18 protein-coding genes are annotated in these 16858 nt (G+C 40.1%); 4 read left to right on the top strand and 14 right to left on the bottom strand.

Annotation, left to right across the window (positions count from 1 at the left end; translation table 11 throughout):
• Positions 1-36: 36 nt before the first annotated feature.
• Entirely contained in the window at positions 37-2157 is a 2121-nt protein-coding gene (locus tag J2S05_RS12005) for a YecA family protein (protein WP_306983098.1), read from the bottom strand.
• A 256-nt stretch (positions 2158-2413) separates the two neighbouring features.
• Positions 2414-2953: a stress protein gene (locus tag J2S05_RS12000; protein WP_306983096.1), complete on the bottom strand. Its 540-nt coding sequence runs from the start codon at positions 2951-2953 to the stop codon at positions 2414-2416.
• A gap of 280 nt (positions 2954-3233) precedes the next feature.
• Between J2S05_RS12000 and J2S05_RS11995 the strand changes: the two genes are divergently transcribed.
• A complete protein-coding gene (locus tag J2S05_RS11995) occupies positions 3234-3485 on the top strand; it encodes a GlsB/YeaQ/YmgE family stress response membrane protein (RefSeq protein WP_306983095.1) in 252 nt (83 codons plus the stop codon).
• A gap of 109 nt (positions 3486-3594) precedes the next feature.
• On the opposite strand, the gene J2S05_RS11990 is transcribed toward J2S05_RS11995, so the two are convergent.
• The 3 genes from J2S05_RS11990 to J2S05_RS11980 form a co-directional block, all read right to left on the bottom strand.
• A complete protein-coding gene (locus J2S05_RS11990; protein WP_306983093.1) occupies positions 3595-5322 on the bottom strand; it encodes an ABC transporter ATP-binding protein in 1728 nt (575 codons plus the stop codon).
• Between the two features lie 62 nt (positions 5323-5384).
• Complete coding sequence (locus J2S05_RS11985) at positions 5385-5588, bottom strand: hypothetical protein (RefSeq protein ID WP_306983090.1); 204 nt, start codon at positions 5586-5588, stop codon at positions 5385-5387.
• Positions 5581-6135: a sigma-70 family RNA polymerase sigma factor gene (locus tag J2S05_RS11980; protein ID WP_306983089.1), complete on the bottom strand. Its 555-nt coding sequence runs from the start codon at positions 6133-6135 to the stop codon at positions 5581-5583. Before J2S05_RS11980 ends, J2S05_RS11985 begins: the two co-directional genes overlap by 8 nt.
• A gap of 189 nt (positions 6136-6324) precedes the next feature.
• Here J2S05_RS11980 and J2S05_RS11975 point away from each other — a divergent pair, with 189 nt between their 5' ends.
• The gene (locus J2S05_RS11975; RefSeq protein WP_306983088.1) at positions 6325-6483 is read left to right on the top strand and encodes a YvrJ family protein; all 159 of its coding nucleotides are present in this window, start codon (positions 6325-6327) and stop codon (positions 6481-6483) included.
• Here the strand turns inward: J2S05_RS11975 and J2S05_RS11970 are convergent.
• The 3 genes from J2S05_RS11970 to J2S05_RS11960 are packed head-to-tail and all read right to left on the bottom strand — an operon-like array spanning position 6480 to position 8701.
• A complete protein-coding gene (locus J2S05_RS11970) occupies positions 6480-7334 on the bottom strand; it encodes an alpha/beta fold hydrolase (RefSeq protein ID WP_306983087.1) in 855 nt (284 codons plus the stop codon). The genes J2S05_RS11975 and J2S05_RS11970 overlap by 4 nt on opposite strands.
• 2 nt (positions 7335-7336) lie before the next feature.
• Complete coding sequence (locus J2S05_RS11965) at positions 7337-7900, bottom strand: class I SAM-dependent methyltransferase (protein WP_306983086.1); 564 nt, start codon at positions 7898-7900, stop codon at positions 7337-7339.
• Between the two features lie 21 nt (positions 7901-7921).
• Complete coding sequence (locus tag J2S05_RS11960; RefSeq protein WP_306983085.1) at positions 7922-8701, bottom strand: class I SAM-dependent methyltransferase; 780 nt, start codon at positions 8699-8701, stop codon at positions 7922-7924.
• Positions 8702-8808: 107 nt separating this feature from the next.
• On the opposite strand from J2S05_RS11960, the gene J2S05_RS11955 reads away from it, so the two are divergent.
• Positions 8809-9312 (top strand): hypothetical protein, encoded by a 504-nt coding sequence (locus J2S05_RS11955; RefSeq protein WP_306983083.1) that lies wholly within the window; start codon positions 8809-8811, stop codon positions 9310-9312.
• Positions 9313-9759: 447 nt separating this feature from the next.
• Here the strand turns inward: J2S05_RS11955 and J2S05_RS11950 are convergent, their stop codons facing one another.
• The 6 genes from J2S05_RS11950 to J2S05_RS11925 all read right to left on the bottom strand — a co-directional run bounded on the left by J2S05_RS11950 (position 9760) and on the right by J2S05_RS11925 (position 14576).
• Complete coding sequence (locus J2S05_RS11950; RefSeq protein WP_306983081.1) at positions 9760-11001, bottom strand: MFS transporter; 1242 nt, start codon at positions 10999-11001, stop codon at positions 9760-9762.
• Positions 11002-11003: 2 nt separating this feature from the next.
• Positions 11004-11396: a VOC family protein gene (locus J2S05_RS11945; RefSeq protein ID WP_306983080.1), complete on the bottom strand. Its 393-nt coding sequence runs from the start codon at positions 11394-11396 to the stop codon at positions 11004-11006.
• A gap of 334 nt (positions 11397-11730) precedes the next feature.
• Positions 11731-12021, bottom strand: a complete 291-nt coding sequence (locus J2S05_RS11940; protein WP_306983078.1) for a hypothetical protein — start codon at positions 12019-12021, stop codon at positions 11731-11733.
• Between the two features lie 23 nt (positions 12022-12044).
• A complete protein-coding gene (locus J2S05_RS11935; protein ID WP_306983076.1) occupies positions 12045-12686 on the bottom strand; it encodes a response regulator in 642 nt (213 codons plus the stop codon).
• Positions 12683-14062: a GAF domain-containing sensor histidine kinase gene (locus J2S05_RS11930; protein ID WP_306983074.1), complete on the bottom strand. Its 1380-nt coding sequence runs from the start codon at positions 14060-14062 to the stop codon at positions 12683-12685. Before J2S05_RS11930 ends, J2S05_RS11935 begins: the two co-directional genes overlap by 4 nt.
• Positions 14063-14114: 52 nt before the next feature.
• Positions 14115-14576: a hypothetical protein gene (locus J2S05_RS11925; RefSeq protein ID WP_306983073.1), complete on the bottom strand. Its 462-nt coding sequence runs from the start codon at positions 14574-14576 to the stop codon at positions 14115-14117.
• Positions 14577-14794: 218 nt separating this feature from the next.
• On the opposite strand from J2S05_RS11925, the gene J2S05_RS11920 reads away from it, so the two are divergent.
• Entirely contained in the window at positions 14795-16852 is a 2058-nt protein-coding gene (locus J2S05_RS11920; protein WP_306983071.1) for a HelD family protein, read from the top strand.
• The last annotated feature ends 6 nt before the right edge of the window (positions 16853-16858 follow it).

Here is a 16858-nt window from a genome sequence, read left to right as displayed (position 1 = left end):
CAGATCCTTTTGATTCTGACAAGCACTAATTATTTCCTATAGGTAGTTCAGTGCTTCTTTTGGGTAGGCATTAAGTAGCTTAACTAGTTGAAACTGATTTTGTTCATCTCTAGTCACAACGGCTTCAAGCAACAACCCTTCCGTAACAAGCTGATGTGCTTTATCCGGCAATGTGATGGAAAATTCTTCTTTACTATCAATAGATTGAAGCTCCACATTTCCTGTATCAACAGACTGAACCTTGTAGATGCCGCCTACTGCTTCTGCATCAACATCTTCTTGGAATGCTTTAAGTGTAAAACGCCCAGAATCTGTTGTTAGATTATAGACTTGTACAGCTTCAATTAAAGATGCCTCAAGTTCTGCACTAACAGCCGCAGCATCCGCATGCAGATCTGTACCATGCTTTTTATCTACCCATTTCGTAAACATCTTAATTGTACTAAGCAAGTCTTTTACTTGCGTTTGACTAATCACAACATCCTCAAATAGATCAATTAAAAGATGTTTTCTCCAAAATGCTTTTGTACAGTTAGTCCAGTCAGTCACCTTTTGTACTTCTAATGAGTAACGGAGATTATAAAGGCTCATCCGGTATTTCCTTACCGTACTTGCCCCTTTTCCATCCGTTTTTTCCTTAAAGAAGCTAAGAATTGGATCGTGGTAAAAGGCATCAATTGTAGCAGGAGTGAAGCCAAGATCTTCATAGGTATTTATATCTTCTTTTTTCACTGAAAGAAATTGATTATCATGGTAATAAATTGGTTTGATACTTGAATCTCGGCTCTCTTTGTTTGTCACAAAAGGAGAAGGAGATAATCCAGCTTCTTTACGGAACGGATTAATATCAAATGTGAAATCCATCTTCTTATACTTAGTTATCACTTGATCATAAAGATTGTATTCAATCTGTTTAAACCAGATATCCGCTTCTTCAGAACGCCCATTATCTATCAGTTCATAGATGCTATGCTGTGTAAGAGCTGGAATTGGACGGCCTAAATCCATATCCTTTGCACGCTGCGCATATATTGGGAAGTATTCAGGCGCCTCCCCTGTCATCTGAAGCAAGCTATTTGAAAAGGCCATTCCGCTGCTTAATTGGCGACTTGTTGATTCTTCTAACGCTCCCACGTATTGTGGGTAATCATTCAATAAAGCTTTGAATTGTTCAGCTTTCTCTTTCGTATGAGTGACATACTTCAAGCCTTCTCCTGAAAATTCCAAGGTCGCTACAGCATCCGCCATCAACACTTCGCTGTCAATGATACTATCCTTATATACCGCCCAGTTTTCAGCTTGCGTTAAATGCTTACGATCTTCGCGCCAGTCATAGACAACAAACTCATCTTTGTCTTTTAACATCGTTGCAAACGACTCAACATCTGTGACATGTGCTTCAAGAGTGATTTGGGCATTTGACTGTTGAGTTTCGGAAACGACTCCCTGTTCCTTCTCTAAAAGCGCACCAAGAATCTCTGGGAAATACTGAATGAATATTTCTTCAACCTTCATATCATGTTCAGCTGATAACTCGTTCACTTTTGCTTTGCTTCGCTCAATGTGATCAGGCCCCTGGAATATCCGCACTCCGTTAAAACATGGAGTATCTCCAAAGAATTCAATAAGACCTAACGTTCCGTACCACGGTCGGAATGTTGGAAGGTTCTCTGTATCCTTTGCCATTTTAAATGTTTCTTCTGTGAAGATATCCTCAAATACAACCTGATTGTCCTCTTCATTCACAGCTTGAACAATTCTAGGCTTAAGAGTGCTCCATTGTTCAGCCATCGTTTTTTCTTCCGTTTGCAATCGATGCGCTTCTTCTTTCAAGAACCAATCAATGCCGTTTAATCCATTATCATGAACCCGGAAAAAATTAAGCCAGAAATTCACATACCCTTCTTCAATTTGCTCAGGGACACGCTTTTCTGAACGTTGGTGAAACTCTGATTGAAGCTTTAAAAACGCACTATATGTAATCTTTTTATCCATAAAAGCTTGTATTTTTTTTGTTAGTTGATGCTTTTGTTGTGCAATACGTTCTTCACGTGCTTGATTGATATCCACAACCTGTTGTTTATTCATACAGCATTTCTTATATTTCTTGCCACTACCACATGGGCAAGGTTCATTTCTGCCAGCAATCATTTCCATATTTACACCTCTATTAAGCTTTGTCAGCTTATAATGTAACATAGGTTTAAGGGTTTCTGCTGAAAAATACATATTGGGTATTATTAGAAAACACCTAAACAACGGGATGATCTGAAAACAACGTGATAAAAAATCAAATGACGTTGCTGTTGAGCAGGCATTTGCTATGTACCTTCCATCCAAAAAGCGAACGACCCTGAGGTCGTTCGCTTTGTTTATCTGTCAGTATCTTTTTAAAACTTCCATCGATCATATCTTATGGCAAACGAAACTCTACCGTTCCACCATCGCGGTCAAACCAGCCGTAAAAGGCCCAGTTATCATACCCACCATCGCCATTATTTACAAACGTACCTTCCTCAAATGCCCATACTCCATAAATGGCTCCATCATACGTAAAGGTGTCAAAATAGTGGACACCACTATAACTTGATTCGTCATAATCATTACTTAAATTCAGAACCATAACATTTAAGCTATAATCCGTATGGAACGACACGGTTTCCCGCGCAGCTTTGACAAAACCACCTCGGTTATCTGCGGTTTTAATTGTCTCAGAAATACTGTCAAAGATCGCAACCGGGTCAATATCAATATTTACATTCGGCGGCTGGGCCTGCGCCTCAACATGTTGCTCGAGTGCTTGTCCCTTCTCTTCATCAGTTAATTCCTGTTGAACTGGTTCCTCTGCTTTTGCCACATTGCCTACAGCACCATAATTGGGGATCGCAATTGTCATCCCAAGAATCGCTGCTCCTGCCACGGTGCTCATTACTTTTGATCTGGTCTTCTTCATTGTTTCTCCTCCTGCTGTAGATTTTTTGTGGTACAGAGGTACAATACCCCTCTACATGCGGCCAAAACTTGGGAAATAACAGAGTAATCAAGACCTTAATGATCCCTTTTATAATGCGAACGAATGGTGGAAACGTCTATCTAATTAAGGACTAGCACCTGTTACATTGCCTTCTACTAAAGAATTGGGAAATGAACTCATAAAACCGATACTTCAGGACATAATAACCACATTGATCGACATTATTTATACATTTCAACTACAAAAGGAGTTGCTTACAATGGGATTTATCTGGAGTTTAATTATTGGCGGACTGATTGGTTGGGCGGCAGGAGCGATTACAGGAAAAGGCGTTCCATTCGGAATTATTGGTAATATCATTGCTGGTTTTATCGGCGCTAACCTTGGTGTATGGTTACTTGGAAGTTGGGGACCATCCTTAGGCGGATTTGCTTTACTACCTGCTTTAATTGGAGCAGTCATTCTTGTATTAATTGTCAGCTTAATTTTGCGCACGATGAGGAAAAATTAAACCAAAAAGCTTGGGATAGAACGGTTTTAGCTATCTAAAAACCCGAACCATTATGCTATTAAAGTCGCATAATGATTCGGGTTTTTCCAGTATTTTCGTATTCAAAACATCATCCATACAATCCTTCATCTGATCTTCCTTGCGATTCAATTAATGTTTGATATATTTTTGATCGAGTCAATAATTCTTCATGAGAGCCTTGATCGACAATTTTTCCGTGGTCAAACAAAATAATCTGATCTGCCTGTATGGCTGTTGTTATTTTTTGTGTAATCATAATCGTTGTACATTGATAGTGATTAAGTCTACTCAAAAACCTCGCCTCTGTTTTGTTATCTAATGCACTAGTGCTATCATCTAACAGCAAAACAGCAGGTTGACGGATAAGTGCACGAGCAATCGCGATACGTTGCTTTTGCCCACCAGAGAGGTTCATTCCTCTTTGACTGACAGATGACTCGTATTGATTTGGCAGTTTCATGATGACATCATGTATTTGCGCATCTTTGGCAGCTTGAATCATTTCCTCTTCTCCTGCATGCGGTTTGCCCCAGCATATGTTTTCTCTTATTGTCCCGGTGAAAAGAATCGTTTCTTGAGAAACATAACTGATTTGGCTACGAAGGCTTTTTAATGGATATGATTTTATATCCTTTCCATCCAACAACACTTCCCCGGAATACGGACGATACAAACGAGGAATGAGTTGAAAGACTGTTGACTTCCCCGACCCTGTTGCACCTAATACCGCTACACGCTGCCCTGGCTCAATGAAAAAAGAGACGTCACTAAGCACCGGAGATTCATGATCCGTATCATAAGAAAAAGACACATGTTTAAAAGCCACTTGTCCTTTAAGACGTGAAATAGATGGAGTTGTATCCTTCTTTTCATCCCCTTCACACTTGTCCATAACTTCCATTAATCGATCCGAGGATGCCTTTGCTCTTGAAAACGTCATAATCATCATCGGAATTGATGTAAGAGCCGCCGTAATACGAAGAATATAATTTACGATTGCTACAAGATCACCAACCGGCAGAGCTCCTGTCTGTATTGATTCACTGCCAATCCATAGAATAACGATAATCGCACCATTCATACTAAATAAGAGAACCGGTTGTGAGACTTCCATTAACCGAAGTGTGTGAACCAACTTTTTCTTTAGCTCTGAGTTCACTGCTAAAAAGCGTTCTGCCTCTGTTTTCCTTCGAACAAACGCCTTAATCAGCTTGAATCCAAGTAAATTTTCTCTCATAACATTGTTTACTTGATCAAGCTTTTTTTGAACGTCCTTAAAATAGATAGAGCCTTTTCTAAATATCCATCCTATTAACAATACTAGAATCGGGATAAGAACAAGAAGGATAAGAGCCAGTCTTATATTAATAACAAATGACATCACAATAGCACCAGCCACCACTAATGGAGGCCTAATCAGATAACGAAGGGTCATGACAATACTGTTTTGAATCTGAGTGATATCATTTGTTAATCTCATAATAAGGGATGAAGTTGCAAATTGTTTAAGATGGTCAAATGAAGAATACTGAATTCGTTTAAATAGCTGTGAACGAATATCATAGCCCGTACTTTGGCCTGCATGGGTTGCACAAAAAGAATTAATGATGCCTGCGACAAATGCAATGAGTGTGAGACCAATCATCACAGCCCCCCACATAGCAACCACAGACAAATCGCCTTGAAGAATACCGTCGTCAATAATACGCGCTAATAGATAGGGATGAAAGAGCTCCACACTAAGCTCAATGAGCACGAGAAAGACTGACAACATAACAATCGGACGGTAATTCTTCAAGAAAGTAAATACACCCATAAACAGTCCTCACTTCTCTACCAGTTGCCTACTACCTTACAACAGCTTTTTACCAGCCGCCATCATAATGATTTCTTACCCTCATCATATTTTTTCTTAAATGTCCAAAACGATATGGTCTCCATCTCATGAGTCACCTTTACTAAACGTAACAAAATATCTTGTTTAAGATCGTCACGTTCTTGAAGGGTCGTAGACCTGATTCCACTATTAATCCTATCATCCATCTTTTGAACTACCTCTTCAATTAATTGATTCTTATCCATTCGCGTACTCCTCTCGAAGTTGAATCAAGGCTCGTTTCTTTGTTTTTGATACATTTTGAGGTGAGCAGTTTAGCTTTTTCGCGATTTCTTTATGATTGTACTCATAGATAATGGAAAGAGAAAGAATTTGTTTCTTTTGATCACTAAACGATAGAAAACAATCTTTTTGCTTACTAGATGGCAGCAGGTCCGTGATGTAAGAGGGAATTAGATCATCCGTTTGAAATGATCCAGCCGCAACCTCTTCAGACTCCTCATCATTCATCAAGCAATCAAATGTTAATTCAGATCGGTGTTTGCGCATTTTTTTATCATATGATTTGGTATAATAGCGAGCCAGTTTATCCATATAATGAATCATTCGGACCTTCAAATAGAATCGTTCAAATCTTTTATCTAAAAGGCAGGAGGACTCCAGATCATTCTCTTCAATCGTTCTCTTTAAAAGATCATAATGATCTTCCTGGTTTAAAAAAGTTTGAATAAGAGGTTCATTAAAGAATGTTGAGTTGTCTTTGATATAGTGTTCTACATTCATCCTAGACATCATACCCCTCCTTTTTTAATGGTCCCTTTGTTATAAAAAGAACGATACGTCGGTGAAAAACAACCTTGTCAGAACGTGCGTTCCAGCATTTGCGTATTTCCCAACACGTTCAACTACATATTTAGTAAACTGGTTGATTTAAAAGGTTATCGTGTTCTTTTTATAGAAACACAGAAAGGAGGGAGAAGGATGGAACACTTACCTGAATGGGCTGTATTGTTAGGTAACTTTGGGTTCCCAATTCTAATAGCTATCTACTTATTAACTCGCTTCGAGAAAAGAATTGATAACTTAACAAATGCGGTACGAGATGTCGAGCGATTATCAAGCCGTAAAAGTGAACATTAGACTACGTTCTCTTCTAACTTAGTGAATTGCTCCACCATCTTAGAAAAAGCCGTGCTCTCTTCTAAAAATGGCGAGTGATTACTCTCTTCGAATACGACAAATGTGGAATGCACTAGTAGTTTCTGAATTGATATGGAACAATCAAGAGGACACTGAGAATCATGTCTCCCACAACAGATTATGGCAGGAACAGTGATTTGATTTACTTTATCAGAAAGATTATAGGTCGGAAGTTCCTGATAAGAAAAATAATTAAGCCTTTTAGGTACAACTTTTCCACTACTAGGTTTTACGAAGTATTGATCATAGTTTTCAGGACGATAGAGTGACATCTCTATCCATTCCCTTCCAGTAGCTCTTCGTTCTTCTAACGTGGCAGTCGGTGAATGTAGGGTTTGCATCAATTCAAGTATTCGTTTATTGTATTCATTTTCTTTGCAGTAGATGCTATCGGGATGCTGCATATATTCATAACTTAACGCCGCTGCACTAACAACCATTTTTTCTAATGATTCCGGATAGTCAGCTGCATAAACTAGGGCTAGCATCCCTCCTGTGGAATGTCCGGCAAAACTCCATGTCTCGATCTCCAAAGCTTTTCGAATCGCTTCAAGATCTCTGACACTCTGACCCATACTCAGCTGATCATCATGATCCGCTTTCTCTGAATTCCCTGCCTCTCGTAGATTAACCAAATATACAGTGAAAAATGGGACAAAGTGATCAGCGAAATAGTTTCCCCTTTCATCAAATTCACTATATAAATGCGTAATACAAAGCGGTTTCCCGTTGCCCTGTACAAACACTTCAAACCGCCCATTATCTGTTTCTATTATTTGCTTACGCCACATGTCTATTCCTCCTTGCAAGGCTTTATCGCATCGACAATAAGTGATGGAAATAATGGAACCTCCCCTTGATTACGAGGGTCATATTTGGATGAACGGAAAATAACCCCATCATCACCTGACCATTCAGAACAATGAAAGACTCCTTTATCATCATAATATTCAAGTAATTTGACTTTGAATCCTACCTCCTCAAATAGCGCACGTAATAGACCGTGTGTATACACAATCTTATGATCAAAAGCTGGGTGGTCTTCTGGTCCAGGTCCCCCCACCTGCACAACCTTTTGGTAATGCTCATCTGGAAACAACCCATCAGGTACTGCGACTCGAACATACCCACCTGGTTTGAGATAGTGATAAGCAAGACTGGCTGCCTTCTTTCCATCTTCGTATGTAAGATGTTCCCAAACATGTTCCGCTAGTAGACTTGATATGGAGGCAGGCTCAAAGTTCTGTCTCCAGTTTCTTTCATTGAGCAAATGAAGCTCTGTCTCTTCTGTATGAATCCATCCTGGGTTGTTATTGTATCCCCCTGCTCCAATGACTACCTTGATGTCTTCCTGCATTCTTACACACCTCGGCTCTCTCTAGTTGCGAAATCCAAACCACACACTCCAGCGATCCTTTTCAATAATTTGGCCATTATCAGGCAGACGAGAGTAGATATACTCCACCAGTTCATTAATTTGGGTATCACTTAGCTCATGCAAAATGGTTCGTCCTCTTCTAGACTGTAAATCCTCTCTAAGCTCAGAGAAAGAGTCATAGATCGAACGTGTTTCCCAAAACGGCACCATCTCCACTCGATTAAATCCAGAATCAGCTAAGGCTGCACGTACCTCTAGATCTGAATATCTACGTTGCTTTTCTGTCTCAGCAAGAAATGGAAAGCATTCAAAGAGGTAACCTCTTATGTGGGAGGACGTCCCCTCCAGTAAACAATCTTCTGGTGTACGATCCTGAACAATGAATACTGCTTCTTCAGCCGAAAGTACCCGTGATACTTCTTTGAAATTCATCTCAAGTTTTGATAAATGATGGATGACAGCGCGCTCTAGCACAATATCCAGACTCTGATTAGACACTGGCTTTAAATGCTCACAATCTGCATAGGCGAAGCTGATATTTTTCTCCGACGTTTTTGCTTCTGCCGCCTCAAGCATGCGAATAGAAGAATCCAGCCCTAAAACCGAAGTAGGACCTTGCTCAGCCATCACACGAGTATAAATTCCACCACCACAACCGATATCCGCTACATTTTTTCCTTGGAGAACGATCTTAGATTGTACTAACTGAATCCAATCATCATGAGCAATACGCTCTGCATAAGTAAACTTATTTTCCATTTGGTCAAATTTGTTTGTCATATGATTCACCCCATTCCTTTAATCACTTCTCTGCCAGAGACACTTTTTCCTGCTATTAACATTTTTTATTACAGCTATAATAGAAAGAAAATGGTTGGGGGATCGTCATGAGCAAAATAATAAAAACGTTGATTGGTATCATTGGTTTGTTCCTCATTGTATCTGCATGTCAGGAAGATCCAAATCCGTCCAAAACCAAACCGTCAGGAATGAACCCAAACATTTATCCTCCCATACTAAACGTCGTGATTGATGGAGAAACGATTGGAACCACTAGCGGATCCTATTGTTGGAATCAAGAAGTTAGTCGTAATCATGAAGTCACCGAATGTGCAGATATGGAAGACCCTGTTGTAATTGAGAAAGAAAAAGAAGGAGAGCCTCCATCTTTTTCTAGTGGCTCAATCGTTGAGCTTGAATTCTCTGAATCTGATTGGCCAACTAGCTTGCATGTGACTGTTCAAACAAGCACGAACGAAAACGAGCAAGATATCACGTTAGCGGATCAAACATTTAATCTTCCAGAAGAATCCGATGATTATATCTATCGCGTAACGGCAGACTGGGAACAAGGTGATACGAGTCATGCTTTTATGATTAAGGTGGAATAACTCGTTTAAACAAACGTTTATTTAAGGTTTTGCTCAACACTTAGATGCGGAATATAGGGACTTACCAAGTGAAATAAACATAATACAAAGAAGAATAGAGTTACTACGCAGAAAGCGGTTTTATCGCGAGGAAAGTCATTATAATCAAGGCGGTTTGACTTTTATCAAGATCACAAGCCTGGTACTAAGAGCAGTATGCCTTTTCTCAAGAAAAATACTTCATTTAGCAAGAGCTAGATCCTCCATAAAAGCTAGTAGGCGAAACGGACAATTCAAATTGTATTCGTTTCGCCTATTTTTTCATGAGATTTTATGTCTACAAAAGAAATAACCATGTAGGAATCCATTTCTTTTGAGTTCCATAGAGCTTAGATAACCGTTCTTGCTCAGCCTGTCTACGATAGGTCCTTAGTTTATCCTGTGAAATCTGCTTATAAAGGTGGAACATCATGCACCTCCAGATGTTTTGACTAATGGAATGGTCTTTTCATAGGAAGAGAGCTGCGTTCGATTTTTTAAAACCATTAGGAATGCGCAAAGGGACAGAAGAGCGGTAATCAAAAAGGCGAATTCAACATGAATCCAATCCATTGTATAGGTGAAGGTCAGAAGCAAGATTACCCTGATACCCATTCCAACTGCTTCAAAGATGCCATTTACACGTCCAATTCGATCATTTGGAATTGTGGCCATCATCATATTTTGTTTGCAGATTCTGCTTCCTGCATTCCCAAGTCCATGAAAGACTTGCAAGATAAGAAAGATCTGAACGACTGGTATAAACGCTACTAAGAATAAAGAGGCCGTATACATTCCAACTGACACTATGGCTGCAATCCATGGACCAAACCGGGCAAAAATCATTGAAATAATCAATCCTGCACAAATCGCACCGACAGAATAAAACATGTTCGTAAATCCATAGATTGAAGCATCTGCTTGTAAAGTACTATTTATATAAACAGGCCTCAGATAATTCCCTACCATAAGTGTTAAAAAAGGGATCATTAATGCAAAGATACTCACGCATACCTTTAGATTCCCTTTTATGAAGGCCAATCCAGCCTTCCCCTCTTTTATTCGATGTACTGAGCGAACTCCATTTTTAAATTGATCTCCATCAGGTAGTTTCGAAATAAGCCCTAAACTAATGATGGTACTGACCACAATGAGCAAAAGAACCTGAGACGGTTCAATGAGTTGAAAAAGAAAACCAGCAACACCTCCTGCAATCATGCTCGCTGACTGTGATTGCACCTCTAATAGACTGTTTAATCGGTTATGCCTGCCTCTATCAAATAACTGTTGGACAAAGGCCATTAGATTAGGATAATGAATCCCGTAGTAAGCAATCGACGTAACATATAAGATCACTAACTGCCATGTATGCAGCCCTTGATTCATCAAGCCGAAAAGCGCAATGGGCGTCACTACAACTAATACCAACCACTGATTACATTGGAAAATCAGCTTTCTAGATAATCGATCAATCATCACACCAATGTAAGGTGAGCTAATAAACAGTAAGACGGTTGTAGCAATCATCACCATACCAAGTATTTTTTCGCCCTGATGACGATCTACAATTAACCAAGCGACCCCCAGGCTTAGAATACCCATACCGATCGAAGCAAATAAGTTTGCTGCAATTAGCAGGACTATTTTGCGATCTTTCCGTACAAGATCCACAGCTACTCGAGCCCTTCTGTATTCATCAGGACAACTCGCCAACCATCTGGATCTTCAATGGTTATCCCCTGTTCCTCCCAATATGGATTCTCAGGTTTAACCTCCGGGTATCCCATCTTATGAAGCCGTGCTGCAACGTCTCTTATCTCCACTTGATCTCGCACATAAAATACAAGTAAATTATCCTTAGTTGGTGCGGGACAAGGACTTCCATCCATATGCTGTGTGAATTCTAAGTGGTATGAAGTATCAGGTAATCCATACATCACCCCATCGTATCCGGCATGACCCTGGAACTCTCCGATTCGTTTTAATTCAAGACCTCTTTCATAAAAATCTATGACACGGTCCAATTGATCTGTTGGTCTTGCAACACGTATTTGACTAGCATTCATCGTTAAGTTCCTCCCCTGTCTTTCTAGTGCTCCTTCACTTTAGCACTCGGCTAATACGGTCCAGAAGACTCCTAAGATGTATGTTTTCTCAGCCTTTTGATGTAGGGAGGTAAATAAAAACAGGCTAGGACATAACCATACAAAAGCTCACCAGCCAGCCCGCAGATGCGAAATGTATATCCGGCGCGGCGTCCTCACTCTCTTATTTCTAAATGACAAAAACCCGAATCATCATGCGGTTTAACTCGCATTAATGATTCGGGTTTTTAGCTTACTAAAGCAGTTCTGTCTCAGCCTCTTTTTATTTACTTTGCACTAGATTGCTATGTATTTATTACTTAAATAACGAAAACCACAAAGGTACAGTCGTTCCCGTAAACTCATCCGTTGTACACGAAGACTCCGGAGAAAAATTCGAGTCTTCCATTTCACTATATATGGCATCATCCAGATTATTTGTAAAACCAGCCTGATCAAAACAAGCAGGAGCACTATATTCATTCAATGTATAATCGATAATAACGGTTTGATCATCTGGAGAATCTATTTCTATAGGGATAATAAAACCTAAGATCACAAGGACTACACTTATAAATACACCGATTAACCAGCGATATTTTTTCATGTGAACTAATCTCCTTTTTATAGTTATAACATGGTTGGTTTCGCAACACCTGCTTGTATTGCAAACAAGGCAGCTTGTGTTCGATCCTGCAACTCTAATTTGGATAGTAAGTTGGATACATGCGTTTTGACTGTTTTTTCAGAGATAATCAAGGCTTCTGCTATCTCCTTGTTGCTTTTGCCTGTACTAATTTCCTTCAGTACGTCTACTTCTCGTTCCGTTAATGTTCCGAGTCTTTTTTTCGTAGAATCCTCAGATACATGAGACAGAACATGCTTCATCACATGCGGATGGAGTTTACTTTCTCCTTGGTGCACTGCTTTAATGGTTTCTACAAGCTCTTCCGGCTCTACATCTTTAAGCTGATAGCCAGAAGCTCCTGCTTGCAAGGCAGGAATAACATAATCTTGATCTGCAAAACTAGTTACAATTAAAATACGTGCACGAGGCCACTTTTTCACCAAATACCTTGTTGCATCAATTCCGTTCATGACTGGCATATCAATATCCATTAAAACCACATCAGGCAAAAGTCGCTCATACAGAGTCACCGCTTCTTGTCCATTTGCTGCCTCTCCTACGATTTTGATGTTTGGTGTCATCTCAAGAAAATAGACTAATCCCTTTCGTACCATTTGATGATCATCTACAATTAAGAGCTTCATGATACGCCTCCCCTTTCTAATGGAAAGGTAATCTCCCACCGAGTTCCTTCACCTTTTTTAGCTAATAAAACCGCCTTACCTTGGAGCTTATGCACTCTAGAACGAATACTTTTAAGACCTAATGATCCAGGGTAAATACTAGCCTGTTCATCAAATCCTATCCCATCATCCGCAATAATAAGCTGCCTATGTTGATTCACAGTTTGGAAAGAAATATGTATAGCAGACGTACCGGCATATTTTTTTGTGTTATTTATAGCTTCTTGCACAATTCTGTATACCTCTTCTTGTTGTGATTCACTGAATGTCATGCGACCACTTACAGTTAAATGTACCTCTATTCCTACTAAATCTCCATACCGACGTATGGATGTGGACAGGCTACGATCATCCCCATCATTTCTACGCACTTGAATGACTTCTTTTAATTCCTTAAGGGCTTCTTTTACGATATCAGTTAAATGACTAAGCTCATTTTTCGTCTTCTCATCAGTTAGTCTAAGAGACATTCCTTTTAAACGAAGCTGCAACGAAAATAGTAATTGATTAACGGAATCATGTAAGTCATTCGCTAGCTGCTGTCGCTCTTCCCTGCGAGTTAATGTATCTTCTAACTCAAGCAAGCGTTGTCTTTCTTTAAAAAGGTGTAGATGATCCATTAATTGTGTCATCATCTCTTCACTAATAATAGTCTGACCTTGAACCCTTACGATGGGCTTCTTAGCAAAAGCTGTCTCCAATTCCGCTTCATCAAATTGAAAAGCACTTTTCATCTCCTGGATAAGCTCTTGATTGGAGCTTTGAGCAGAGATCGTATGTAAACGCTGAAGAAACCCACTAAGTTGGCTAAATTCGAATGCTCGCCTTGATTCACGCTCATAGAGCTGGACACGATTAATCGCCGTTCCAATCTGATAGCCTATCGTTTCTAACAGGTGTAACTCGTCATCTTGAAAATGTAGCTTTCCAGGCGAGGCTACATTTAAGATGCCCAGCGGCTTATCACCAGCTAGGATGGGAATGGTTGCATGGTGAGTAATATGATTTGTGTCTCCCCAATCCTGTTCAACAGCTCGCTCCAGTCGTTGGCATTCTAGCATATTCACCGCGTTTGAGAGCTCACCCTTCATAAACTGACTTTTGCACCAGCAGCCACCCTTTTTTAAAGGACCGCAGTCCTCTCGGGAAAGAGCTGGAGGAACCCCCGCCTTTGCGGCAAGTGTATGTCTTCCTTTTTCATCCACTAAAAAAATCCAGCTACTTGAAAAACCTGTGATGTGTAGAAGTTTGGTTAGAACGGGAGTGAGCATAGAAGCAACATCGGTTCCCTCGTTAAGTGTCTTAGAGATTTCCTTTAACGCGCGAAGAATATCCACCTACGGGACCTCCTTCCACTTTTTTCTTAGTGTATCATAACTAAAGATTCGTTCAATGAGTGAAGACAAAGGTTTCTTTATAAGGACGATCACCTTCCTCACCCGATGTCCACAAAACGTCCACTTCGATTTTTTTTGCTTTTTCAGTTACGGACATAGCAGAATAAACAGCCTTTCCATCCAACTTTGTAAGCTCTTCTGATCTTTGCTCGTCTAACACAGCTAGCCCATACCTCACATTTGTTTGAGCTTCATCCCGATAGGCACGAACAATGACTGAACCAAGCTGGCCTGCCTTATTTTGAATGTCTAATTCATAGGTATCAAATTTTTTCGGATCTGGTTTTTCTATTCGAGTATCGTTTGTGGCTTCTTTAATTGAGATTATCCAATGGTCAGATTCTTGAACCTGTGGAAGTTCATCAAAGGTTAGAGCTTGCGTTTTAATCGTTAGAATACCAAACGTCATGAGGACCGATAGCAAACCCACTATCCAGATACGATGTTTTCTCATTACTCACCACTCCCTTTTCCATAGTTTTTGCATAATGACCTAGATTATCCTCCATAAAACGACAAAAAAGAGACACCTCTACAGGCATCTCTTTTCCATTATATGTATGTGTTATTTTTGGCAGTTGTATAGTATGTAGCTTAGCAAAGTTTTAAATATAAGTCTATATTTTTTTCTGATTTTAACTCAAAATAAATCTATACATAGGAGGCGATACAATGAGCGATTCATTCCATGAAGAAAAGCAAACGTTAGAACAGAAGCTGCGTCAGATTCATTCGTACGGTGAAGTACTCGAAGAAATGCCCAGATATCGAGGTGATGATTTTAATGAACAGGTTTTGGAAGACAGTCGAGAACGCCAGCGACAGATCATCAAAAAAGCGACGCAAGAGCCTTATTTCGGCCGATTAGACTTTAAAGAATACTCTCAAACTGAGCCTATACCCTTATACATTGGAAAGGCGGGTGTTCATGAAGAAAAAACAGGAGAGGTATTAGTAGTTGATTGGCGCGCGCCAGTATCTAGTCTCTTCTACGCCTTCTCAGGAAGTGAAGAAGATGTCTACTATGTGGCCCCAGAAGGAATGATTGACGGAACCATTGAATTAAAACGGAACATTATGATTCGGGAGCAAGAGCTGCAACGTGTCGTTGATAGCTATAAGCAAGGTGAGTCAACGAGTAGCGGTGGAGATGAATTTTTACTGTATAAGCTTGGCGAACAAAAGGATAATCGTCTGCAGGATATTGTTTCTACGATTCAAGGTGAGCAGAATGAGATCATTCGCCATCCACAAAATAAAGCAGTCATTATTCAAGGTGTAGCCGGGAGTGGAAAAACGACGGTTGCACTCCATAGGCTTGCCTATCTACTATATGAGTATCGTGAACAAATGCAAGCAGAAAACATGATCATCTTTGCTCCCAACGCCATGTTTCTAGATTATATTTCACAGGTTCTGCCTGAGCTAGGAGTTGGACATATCCAACAAACTACTTTTAATGAGTGGGCCCTAGAGAAGCTAAATGATCCTGCTATCCAGTTAGCTAACCAGACCAATAAATTACAAAATCGATTTGAGCTAGACCAACCTTCCGTCGATCATGCGACTCAATACAAAGGTTCCGTTGAATTTCAGACAGATGTTGAACAGGAGTTAAGACACTTGGAAGATTCCTCGTTTCCTACTGAAGACTTTGAAGCCTGGGAAGGAGCTGTGATCTCAAATGAAACGTTAGTAACTTGGAGGACCATCGACTTCCAAGACTCTCCCTTTAGAGTGAAACATGAGAGAATCAAAGCACGAATGAAACGTTGGATTGAAATCGAAGTTAAACAATTATTTTTAGATAAAAAAGAACAAGAAGAACTGCGAAAACATGCGATGGCGAATCTCAGAAAGTTCTTAGCAAGGATCAAAAAAAGGACTGCATTTCAGCTATATAACCACATTCTTAAAAGTAAGAAGATGCCTCTACAGGATAACCTAGTTGAACCAGAAGATCTCGCACCTCTTCTTCACATTCATCATAAATGGATTGGTCTCGAAAAGGATCAGCGCTTTGACCACGTTGTGATCGACGAGGCACAGGATTTCTCTCCTTATCAAATAGCCGTTCTTCAAGAACAGACGAGAGGACAATCCTTCACGATCCTAGGTGACTTATCTCAGGGCATCCATAGCGTTCAAGGGATCGATCAATGGTCTTCCTTTGAACATCTATTCGGCGAAAGGAAAACAGCTTATTTTGAGATGAACAAAAGTTACCGATCGACGTATGAGATTATTGAATGTGCCAATCATATTTTAAAGCAGTTTCCACAGCGTAGGGTTTTGGCAGAGCCTGTTTTTCGTAGTGGGGAGCCGGTGTCGATTCATCATGTTGCCCAGCAGAATATGGTGCAGGAAGTGCAGAATTGGATAACCTCTATGCGTGAGAAGGGATTTCAGACGATTGCCGTGATCGGAAGAACTCATGATCACTGTTCTGGGCTGTATGAGGACTTAATAGGAGTCAATAAGGAGCTCACCTTTATCCAGGCAGAGGATGACACCTATAAAGGAGGAACCTCTATTTTACCCGTTTACCTTTCGAAAGGACTGGAGTTTGATGCGGTTCTTTTACTACAGGTCGACGAGCAAAGCTATCAGCATATCCCTGAGCACGTAAAATTGCTCTACGTTGGAGCAACTAGAGCACTTCACCGACTAGATATGTTCTATTCCAAACAGATCACGCCTCTTCTAAAAGACTATTCAGTGAGCCAGTAGCTTATT

The organism is Alkalicoccobacillus murimartini, assembly GCF_030813245.1.
GTDB classification, from domain to species: domain Bacteria; phylum Bacillota; class Bacilli; order Bacillales; family Bacillaceae_D; genus Alkalicoccobacillus; species Alkalicoccobacillus murimartini.
Note: the sequence above shows the minus strand (reverse complement) of the source record. Positions and strands in the feature narration are given on the sequence as shown.